This is a genomic window from Intrasporangium sp., from assembly GCF_035688975.1.
Taxonomy (GTDB): domain Bacteria; phylum Actinomycetota; class Actinomycetes; order Actinomycetales; family Dermatophilaceae; genus CALMNV01.
In genome coordinates this window covers 1-9,604 of the sequence record NZ_DASSMH010000099.1, presented here as the reverse complement: position 1 = coordinate 9,604, position 9,604 = coordinate 1, and the positions used below count along the sequence as shown (strand labels likewise).

Annotated in this window: 8 protein-coding genes; 7 read left to right on the top strand and 1 reads right to left on the bottom strand. The window is 74.2% G+C overall.

What is annotated here, in order from left to right:
- On the bottom strand, positions 1-488 hold a 488-nt coding region (locus tag VFJ94_RS10550), incomplete at its 3' end, for a hypothetical protein (protein ID WP_325004167.1).
- 111 nt (positions 489-599) lie between these two features.
- On the opposite strand from VFJ94_RS10550, the gene VFJ94_RS10545 reads away from it, so the two are divergent.
- The 7 genes from VFJ94_RS10545 to VFJ94_RS10515 all read left to right on the top strand — a co-directional run bounded on the left by VFJ94_RS10545 (position 600) and on the right by VFJ94_RS10515 (position 9,577).
- Positions 600-2,261: a PucR family transcriptional regulator gene (locus VFJ94_RS10545; RefSeq protein ID WP_325004166.1), complete on the top strand. Its 1,662-nt coding sequence runs from the start codon at positions 600-602 to the stop codon at positions 2,259-2,261.
- A gap of 86 nt (positions 2,262-2,347) precedes the next feature.
- Positions 2,348-3,286 (top strand): type IV toxin-antitoxin system AbiEi family antitoxin domain-containing protein, encoded by a 939-nt coding sequence (locus VFJ94_RS10540; protein WP_325004165.1) that lies wholly within the window; start codon positions 2,348-2,350, stop codon positions 3,284-3,286.
- Between the two features lie 245 nt (positions 3,287-3,531).
- Positions 3,532-4,992, top strand: coding sequence for a uracil-xanthine permease family protein (locus VFJ94_RS10535; RefSeq protein ID WP_325004164.1), 1,461 nt, complete (start codon positions 3,532-3,534; stop codon positions 4,990-4,992).
- Between the two features lie 22 nt (positions 4,993-5,014).
- Positions 5,015-5,905, top strand: a complete 891-nt coding sequence (locus tag VFJ94_RS10530) for an FAD binding domain-containing protein (RefSeq protein ID WP_325004163.1) — start codon at positions 5,015-5,017, stop codon at positions 5,903-5,905.
- Positions 5,902-6,489, top strand: coding sequence for a (2Fe-2S)-binding protein (locus VFJ94_RS10525; protein WP_325004162.1), 588 nt, complete (start codon positions 5,902-5,904; stop codon positions 6,487-6,489). The genes VFJ94_RS10530 and VFJ94_RS10525 overlap by 4 nt, the downstream gene beginning before the upstream one ends.
- Complete coding sequence (cutA, locus tag VFJ94_RS10520; RefSeq protein WP_325004161.1) at positions 6,486-8,903, top strand: aerobic carbon-monoxide dehydrogenase large subunit; 2,418 nt, start codon at positions 6,486-6,488, stop codon at positions 8,901-8,903. The genes VFJ94_RS10525 and cutA overlap by 4 nt, the downstream gene beginning before the upstream one ends.
- Positions 8,900-9,577 carry a carbon monoxide dehydrogenase subunit G gene (locus tag VFJ94_RS10515; RefSeq protein ID WP_325004160.1) on the top strand — a complete coding sequence of 226 codons (678 nt, stop codon included), beginning with the start codon at positions 8,900-8,902 and terminating at the stop codon, positions 9,575-9,577. Before cutA ends, VFJ94_RS10515 begins: the two co-directional genes overlap by 4 nt.
- Positions 9,578-9,604 lie beyond the last annotated feature (27 nt).

Genomic DNA, 9,604 nt, shown 5'->3' with positions numbered 1-9,604 from the left:
CCCGGTCCCGCGCCGACGAGCCGGGCGACCTGGTGGTGCACGGGCCGGCCGGCGAGAGCGGCCCGGGTGAGGTCGGCGCAGTCCGCGCGCAGCGGGGCGTGCAGCCGCAGGTTGCAGATCGAGGCAGCCGCGCGCACCATCGCAGCCACCGGCGTCGAGCCGGTGCCGGCCACCCGCTCCGGGCGCAGGCGGCGCACGGCGACGACGTCGGCCTGCGGCAGCCGCACCCGTCCGGCGCCCACCTGCACGACGTCACCGGCGCTCACGCCCCAGCAGATCTCGGCGGCTCGGCGGGCCAGGCACATCCCCGTGGGGAGGCGCAGGGCGTCGGCGGCGAGCACGGGGAGCACGTCCTCGTGGCGGCCCAGCTGGAGGTAGAGCACCGCGGGAAAGGCGGCCAGCACCCGGGCCTCGGCGGCGGGCCCGGCGAGCAGGGCGTCGCCCATGGGCGACACGGCGGCCGGCCACGCGCAGGGCGCTGCGGGCACGGTCCCTCCTGGCGGCGGCTCGGTCGGTGGGTGGAGAGGAACGCTACCCACGGCGGCTAGGCTCGCTGCATGGTGAAAGTTGCCAACGATGGCACGGCAGGTGCCGGTGACTTGCCATCTGGTGGCGCCAGTGACGTCGCCGTCGTGGGCATCCCGATGCGGCTGGTCGCGGCGCTGGCGGTGGGCCAGGACGGGCAGGCGCACGTCCACCCGGACCGGCTGGACACGGTCGTGCACCGCACGACGTCGCTCGGGGCGTGGCTGGGCCACGCCGCGGCTCCCACCCACGACCTGCTCCTCGCCGAGGCCGACGTGCTCCGGCCGCAGCTCGACGCGGACCCGGACGTCGTCCACCGGCTGGCAGGCGCTGGAGCGGGTGGCCTCGTGGTGGCCGGCGCCGACGAGGTGCTCGCCGAGCGTGTGCGAGCGGCGGCCGCCGCGGCGGCCCTGCCGCTGCTGCTCCTGCCGCCCGGCCGGCTCGACCGCTTCAACACCGACGTCCTCGAGGCGGTGCTCGAGCACCAGACGGCCATCCTGCAGCGCGTCGAGGACGCCGACCACGCCCTCGTGCAGATCGTCCTGGCCGGCGGCTCCCTGGAGGACCTGTGCCACCAGCTCGTGGGCTTCCTCGGGGGGGCGGCCATGGTCACGACGTCCGACGGCCGAGTCCTCGCCCGAGCCGGTTCACAGGCCGAGCTCGCGGCCGCCGAGTCCCTGGACTGCTTCGACCGCACCGGCCGGCTCCTCACGGAGAGCGAGCCGGTCGGCATACGGCCGCAGCACGGTCCGGCGGCGCACCGCGCCGTGGTCCGCATCCTCGCCGGCTCACTGGACCATGGCGTCCTCTTCGCGTCCTGCAGCACGCGGCCGCTGACCCGCGACGACGTGCGGCTGCTCGAGCGCGCCGCCACCGTCGCTGCGCTCGCCATCACCAAGGAGCAGGCGGTCTCCGCCGTCGAGAGCAAGTACCGCGCGGAGTTCCTGCGCGACGCACTGGTCGGGCGGGCCGGCCACGCCGACGAGGCCATCGCCCATGCCAGCTCCCTCGGCTGGGACATCCGCCGGCCGCTCGCGGTCGTCGTCGCCGTCACCGACGAGGACGACGAGCGCACCACGCGGTCCGCCGACGAGGTGCGCTTCCTCCAGCAGCGGTTCGCGAGGGCGTGGACGCATGCGGTCGCCATGCGCGACCCCCACGCGCCGGTCATGGGCTTCAGCCGCGAGGTGGTCGCCCTCCTCGGGGTGCCCGCGGATGCCGACACCGAGCGGGTCATGCGTCCCGTCACCGACCTCGTGCGGGTCGTCCGGGGCGACGGCGGAGGCGGCCGGCGCAGCTTCTCGACCGGCGTCTCCCGGCCGGTGACATCCGTGGCCGAGCTGCCGCGCGCCTACGAGGAGGCGCGGGGCGCGGTCAGCGTCGGCCGCCAGCTGCACGGCGACGGAGCGCTCACCCACGTCGACGGCCTCGGGATCTACCGCCTGCTCGCGCTCGTCCCCGACAAGGCACAGCTGCGACGCTTCGTCGAGGACGCGCTCGGCGACCTCGCGACCGACGGCTCCCCGGAGAACGCCGACCTGCGCCAGACCCTGCGCATCCTGCTCGACACCAACCTCAACGTCGCCGAGACGGCCCGGCTGCTCTTCTTCCACTACAACACGCTGCGCTACCGGATCACCAAGCTCGAGAAGCTGCTCGGGCCGTTCACCGACGACCCCGAGCTGCGGCTCACCCTCGCGCTGGCGCTCAAGGTGCACGCCATGCGCGGCATCTGAGCCTGCGGGTCGCCAGGCCGTGCCATCCGCGCGGGGCCTGTGGATGACCCCAGCGGGCGGCTCGCCCGAAGACCCACGATGCCTGGGTGGACCCGCTCTTCGCCGCTCGCGTCAACGGCCAGGGCGGAGTCGTGAGCCGGGCGCAGGCGCTCGCGGCGGGCCTGAGCGGCAAGACCATCGAGTGCCACCTCGCGACCGGCAGGTGGCTGCGGCTGCATCCCGGTGTCTACCTGACCCGGCCGGGCCGGGACGACTGGGAGATGCGGGCCGTGGCCGCGCTCCTGCACGCCGGCCCGGGCGCCGCCCTCAGCCACCTCAGCGCGGCCCACGTCTGGAGCCTCGTGCGCCAGGCACCGCACCCGATCGAGGTCGTCGTCCCCGCGTCGCGGCGGGTCGTGGCCGTCGACGGAGTGCAGGTCCGGCGCAGCCGTCACGCATCCGCACGCATCGACCCCCACGGGTGGCCGCACCGGACCACGGCCGAGGACACCGTGCTCGACCTGGCGCTCGGTCGGCCCCTCGACCAGGCCATCGCCCTGGCAGCCAAGGCGATCGACCTGCGCATCACCTCGATGGACCGCCTCGCGCGAGCTCTCGAGCAACGGCCGCGTCAGGGGCACCGCTCGCTGCTCCTCGAGGTGCTGCACGACGTCGAGTCGGGCGCCGAGAGCCCGGCCGAGGTCCGATACGTCCGCGACGTCGAGCGCGCGCACGGCCTGCCCCCCGGCCGCTCGCAGACGCCGATGGCGGGCGGCCGCCGGCGGGACCGGGAATACGAGGAGTGGGGCGTCGTCGTCGAGATCGACGGCCGGCTGGGGCACGACGGCTGGGGGGCGGTGCAGCGCGACGGCCAGCGGGACCGGGCCGCCACGGTCGGCGGCAGGACGACGCTGCGCTGCTACTGGGTGGACCTGGTCCCGGCGGGGTGCGCGCTCGCCGTCGACGTGGCGACCGTGCTGCGTGCCAAGGGCTGGTCCGGCACTCCTCACGGCTGTCGCCGGGGATGCCCCGTGGGTCCTCGCTGACGGAGGCGCCTCGCGAGGAGCTGCCCGACCCCAGGGCGCGCGAAGGGGGCTCCGGGACGGCATACGTCACACGTGGCAGACGACACGCGGGGGCGGATATCAACTATTGCCGAACGCCGGCCCCCGTGCCGGCGCTACTTTCGCCTCATCGCCTGCACGGCGAGCCATGCCCACTCCGGTGGCGTGGCCGCGGAGAAGGAGCTGGCATGGCCTTGGGTTGGAAACTGCACGGGGACGGTCACACCATGGGCCCCGACGACGTCGTCGCGCCCGACGAGCGGCTCTCGTGGGGCCGGACCGTCGGCCTCGGGGCGCAGCACGTCGTCGCGATGTTCGGTGCGACGTTCGTCTTCCCCCTGATCATGGGCCTCAACGCCCAGCTCGCCATCATGATGAGCGGCCTCGCGACCATCTGCTTCCTGCTCATCGTCCAGGGGCGGGTGCCGAGCTACCTCGGCACGTCGGCCAGCTTCGTCGGCGCGGTCGCCGCCATCCGCGCCCAGGGCGGCACGTCGCAGCAGGTCACCGGTGCGATCCTCGTCGCGGGCGTCGTCCTCGCGCTCGTGGGCGTGGCGATCCACTTCCTCGGCTCGTCGGTGCTGCACAAGGCGCTGCCGCCCGTCGTCACCGGCGCCGTCGTGATGCTCATCGGCTTCAACCTCGCCCCGGTCGTGGCGAACATCTACTGGCCCCAGGACCAGTGGGTGGCCCTGCTCGTCATGGCCTTCACCATCGTGTGCGCCGTCGCGTTCCGGGGCTTCGTCTCGCGCATCGCGGTCTTCCTCGCCCTCGTCTTCGGCTACGTGCTCTCGTGGGTCTTCGACAGGGTGTTCGGCCAGATCACGTCGTTCGACGCGGGGGCCGGCAAGGTGACGACCCACTTCCGCACGAGCTTCGACAGCGTGAACGCGTCGCCGTGGTTCGGCTTCCCGCCGTCGACCGGCACGCTCGGCGCCGACGGCAAGCCCCTCGTCGGCCTGCACGCCCCCTCCTTCTCGGTGGCGGCGATCCTCCTCGTGCTGCCGGCCGTCATCGCCCTCATCGCGGAGAACACCGGCCACGTCAAGGCGGTCGCGGAGATGACGAAGACCGACCTCGACCCCTACATGGGCCGGGCCATCGCGGCCGACGGGGTCGGCACCGCGCTCGCCTCGTCGGTGGGCGGCTCCCCCACGACGACGTATGCCGAGAACATCGGCGTCATGGCGGCGACGCGCGTCTACTCGACGGCCGCCTACTACGTCGCCGCGGTCGTCGCCGTCGTCTTCGGCCTGTCCCCGAAGTTCGGCGCGCTCGTGTCCTCCGTGCCGGGCGGCGTGCTCGGCGGCATCACCGTCGTGCTCTACGGCATGATCGGGCTGCTCGGCGCGAAGATCTGGAAGGAGAACGGCGTCGACTTCGGCAACCCGATCAACCTCGTCCCCGTCGCGGCGGGCATCGTCATCGGCATCGGCAACGTCTCGCTCGCCTTCACCAAGGACTTCTCCCTCGGCGGCATCGCGCTCGGCACCATCGTCGCCGTCGGCGCCTTCCACGTGGCCCGCGCCCTCGCGCCGGCCGACCTGCGCGCCCGCGCCGACGGCACCCTGATCGCCCTCGGCGACGCGCACTACGGCGACGAGGACGGCATCGACGACCTCTACCAGGAGGAGCCGGGCGGCCCCGACGTGCGCACGGAGGGCGGGCCCCGCGTCCCGCGGGGCTGAGCCGGCCGCAGGAACCAGTCCGGTGAAGCCCGCCCCGTTCGCCTACCACGCGCCCCGCTCGGTGGCCGAGGCGGTGGCGGTCCTGACCGAGGTCGGGCACGACGGCAAGGTGCTCGCGGGCGGCCAGAGCCTCATCCCCATCCTCAACATGCGGCTGGCCCGCCCGGGCCACCTCGTCGACGTCAACCGCGTGGCGGGCCTCGACACGATCGACGTGGGCGGCGAGGCGGTCCGGGTCGGTGCCCTCGTGCGGCACGCCGGGCTGGAGCGCTCGGACGAGGCGTATGCCGCCCTCCCCCTCCTGCGCCAGGCGCTCGTCCACGTCGCCCACCCTGCCATCCGCAACCGGGGCACGACCGTGGGCTCGGTGGCGCATGCCGACCCGGCCGGCGAGCTGCCCGCGGTCCTCGCCCTGACCGAGGGCGTCATCGAGGCTGTCGGTCCCCGTGGGCCGCGCGAGATCCCGGCGGCCGGTTTCTTCCGCGGCCCGCTGGAGACGGCCCTGGCGCCGGACGAGCTCGTCACGGCGGTCCGCTTCGGCCGCCTCCCGGCCGGCACGGGCACGGCCTTCCTCGAGTCCTCCCGGCGGCGCGGCGACTACGCGGTCGCCGGCGTGGCGGCCGCCGTCACCGTCCGCGACGGCGTCATCGTGGCGGCGCGGGCGTCCTTCGTGTCGGTGACCGACGCGCCGGCTGTCCTCGACGTCGGGCCCGTCGTCGGCCGTGTCCCGCCGGTGGCTGCGGACTGGACGGCAGCCGCCGAGGCGGTGCGGGCCTTCGTCGCGCCCGAGGGCGACATCCATGCCAGCGCCGACTACCGCCGGATGCTCGTCGGCGAGCTGTCCCGGCGGGCGTTCGGCGAGGCAGCGGACCGGGCGACGGCGGCGGCGCAGGCGGCGAGGGCGATGGCATGAGGGAGCAACTGCACGACGTCACGGTCACGGTCAACGGCATACGGCGGACCGCGACCGTGCCGGCGCGCCGGCTGCTCTCGGACTTCCTGCGGCACGACCTCACCCTCACCGGCACCCACGTCGGGTGCGAGCACGGCGTGTGCGGCGCGTGCACGGTCCTGCTCGACGGGCAGCCGGTGCGCTCCTGCCTGATGTTCGCCGTGACCGCCGAGGGCCACGAGGTGACCACCGTCGAGGGGCTGTGCTCGGCACCGGACGCCCGTGCGGCGGCGGACGGCCGGTCGATGAACCCCGCCCAGCAGGCCTTCACCGAGTGCCACGGGTTGCAGTGCGGCTACTGCACGCCGGGCTTCCTCGTCACGGTCACGGCCTTCCTCGAGGAGCACCCGGCTCCCACGGCGGAGGAGGCGCGAGAGGCCCTCTCGGGCAACCTGTGCCGCTGCACGGGCTACCAGAACATCGTGCGCAGCGTGCTCCGGGCGGCCGAGATCCGGGCCGAGCGGCAGACGGGGTCCGGCGAGGCGTCGGCCGTCGCCGACGCGGCCGGCGACACGGCCGGCGACACGGCCGGGAGGCGGCCATGACGACAAGGCTGTTCGGTGCGCCGATCCGGCGGGTGGAGGACCCCCGGCTCGTCACCGGGGCCGGCCGCTATCTCGACGACCTCGGGCAGGGGGCGCTCGCGGCGGCGTTCGTCCGCAGCCCCCACGCGCACGCCCGCATCATCGACGTCGACGCCGACGATGCCGTCGACGTCGCGGGGGTCGTCGCGATCTACACGCACGACGACCTCGGGGGCGGCGTCGGCGAGCGCCTGCCGCTGCTCATCCCGCATCCGAGCCTCACCCACGGCCGCACCGGCTACGCCCTCGCCCGTGACGAGGTCAGGCACGTCGGCGAGCCGGTCGTCATGGTCGTCGCCACCGACCGCTACGTCGCCGAGGACGCGTGCGAGCGGATCACGGTGACCTACGAGGCCCTGCCCGTCGTCGTGGGCATCGACAACGCCCGGGCCGGGGCGTATCTCGTGCACGACGACGTGCCCGGCAACGTCGCCGCACACCTGCTGCAGGAGGTCGGCGACGTCGACGCGGCGCTCGCCGCGGCCCCCCACACGCTCGAGCTCGACCTCGGCATCGAGCGCAGCGCCAGCACGCCGCTGGAGGGACGTGGGGTCTACGCCTCGTGGGACGCCGAACGCGGCGAGCTGAGGATGTACTCCTCGACGCAGACCGCGACCGGCGTGCGGGCCGCTGTCGCCGCCAAGCTCGGCCTGCCCCTGGCCAAGGTCGAGTGCATCGCGCCCGACGTCGGTGGCGGCTTCGGCGTCAAGATCATGCACCCGTGGCCGGAGGAGGTGCTCGTGCCATGGGCCGCACGGCGGCTCGGCCGGGCGGTCAAGTGGGTCGAGGACCGCCGGGAGCACTTCGTCTCCTCGGCGCACGAGCGGGGCCAGGTGCAGCACGTGACGGTCGGCTTCGACGACGAGGGCCACCTGCTCGGGCTCGACGTGCGGTTCTGGCACGACACCGGCGCCTACACGCCATACGGCATCATCGTGCCGATCATCACCTCGACCCAGCTGCTCGGCCCCTACAAGCCCGGCGCCTACCGGTGCGAGTTCTGGTCGCTCTACACCAACACGGTGATCGTCACGCCCTATCGCGGCGCCGGCCGGCCACAGGGCTGCTTCGCCATGGAGCGCACCATGGACGCCATCGCCGACCGGCTCGGCCTCGACCGGGCCGAGGTGCGAGCCCGCAACTTCATCGGGCCCGAGGAGATGCCCTACGACCACGGGCTGCTCTTCCAGGACGGCCGGCCCCTGCGCTACGACTCCGGCGACTTCCCCGCGACGCTCGCCAAGCTCAAGGCGCTCGTCGGGTGGGACGACTTCGCGGCCTACCGCTCGGACGCCGAGGCGCAGGGGCGCCGGGTGGGGCTCGGCATCGGCTGCTACGTCGAGGGCACCGGGGTCGGTCCCTACGAGGGCGGCCACATCACCATCGAGACGTCGGGTCGGGTCAACGTGTCCACCGGCCTCACGTCCCAGGGGCAGGGGCACGAGACGGTGTTCGCGCAGATCGTCGCCCAAGAGCTCGGGGTGCGCCTGGAGGACGTGCACGTGACGACGGGCGACACCCGGCGCATGGCGTATGCCGTCGGCACCTTCGCCAGCCGCGCCGCGGTCATGAGCGGCAACGCCATCGCCCTCGCGGCCCGCAACGTCCGGGCCAAGGCGCTGCGCATCGCCGCCGAGGCGCTCGAGGTCTCGCCCGGGGACCTCGACATCGTCGACGGCGTCGTCGAGGTCAAGGGCGCTCCCGGCACGTCCCTCTCGCTCGGCACGGTGGCCGTGCTGTCCAACCCGCTGCGCTACGCCTTCGACGAGGCGACCAAGGCCGCGACGCAGTTCGCCGGCACCTTCGACCCCGACAAGCCGCCGGTCGCGGACGACGAGGAGCCGGGGCTCGAGGGCAAGGACTTCTACTCCCCGACGCAGGCCACCTTCGCCAACGGCATGCACGCCGCGGTCGTCGAGACGGACCCGGTCACCGCCGAGATCCGCATCCTGCGCTACTGCGTCGTCCATGACTGCGGCCCGATGGTCAACCCGATGATCGTCGAGGGCCAGATACACGGCGGGGTGGCCCAGGGCGTCGGCGGAGCACTCTACGAGCGGATGGTCTACGACGAGGCGGGGCAGCTGGTCAACGCCTCCTTCATGGACTTCCTCATGCCCTATGCCTCGGAGGTGCCCGCTGTCGAGACAGACCACCTGGAGACCCCCTCACCGCTGAATCCACTGGGCATCAAGGGCGCCGGCGAGGCGGGCACGATCCCGGTGTCCGCGGTCATCGCGTCGGCCATCTCGGACGCCGAGGGCTTCCCGATCACCTCGATGCCCATCTCGCCGGCCGCGCTCTGGGAGCTGCGGCGCCGCCACGAGGCCGGAGAGCTGCCCTCGCTGCACCGGCCCGCCAAGGAGAGCACATGAAGATCACCGGCACCGCGACCCTCTCGGCCTCACCGCGACAGGTGTGGGAGGCCATCCACGACCCGGCCGTCCTCGCGCGCTGCCTTCCCGGCTGCGAGTCGCTCACCGAGACCGGGCCGGACAGCTACGCGATGCGGGTCACCGCCGGCGTCGCGGCGATCCGGGGCACCTACGACGGCACCGTGCGGCTGCTCGACCCGCAGCCGCTCACGGCCCTGCGCCTCAAGGCCGCGGGCGCCGGCGCGCCGGGCACCGTCGAGGCCGACGTCGCGGTCCGGCTCGCGGCGGCCCCGGACGGTGGCACACAGCTGACCTACGACGCCGACGCGGCCGTCGGCGGACCCGTCGGCGGGGTGGGCCAGCGGATGCTCGCAGGCGTGACGCGCAAGCTGGCGGACCAGTTCTTCACCGCGGTCGACGCCGACATCGCCGGGCCCCGCCCCGCCGAGGCGGTGGGGGCCGAGTCGGTCGACGGCGCCACGTCGGGAGCCGTCGAGCCGCAGAGGACGCCACGCACGTATGCCGGGTCGGCCTCGCCCGGGCGGGGGCAAGCCCCGCCCTGGCGGCGCGGAGCCCCGCTCGAGACGGCCGGGTTCGCGGCCGGGGTCGCGCTCGGCGGCCTGCTCGCCCTGGCCGGCGTCGCCCTCGGCGCCCGCATCGCGAGGAGGGGCTGATGCGCGCCTTCACCGCCGCTGCCGTGC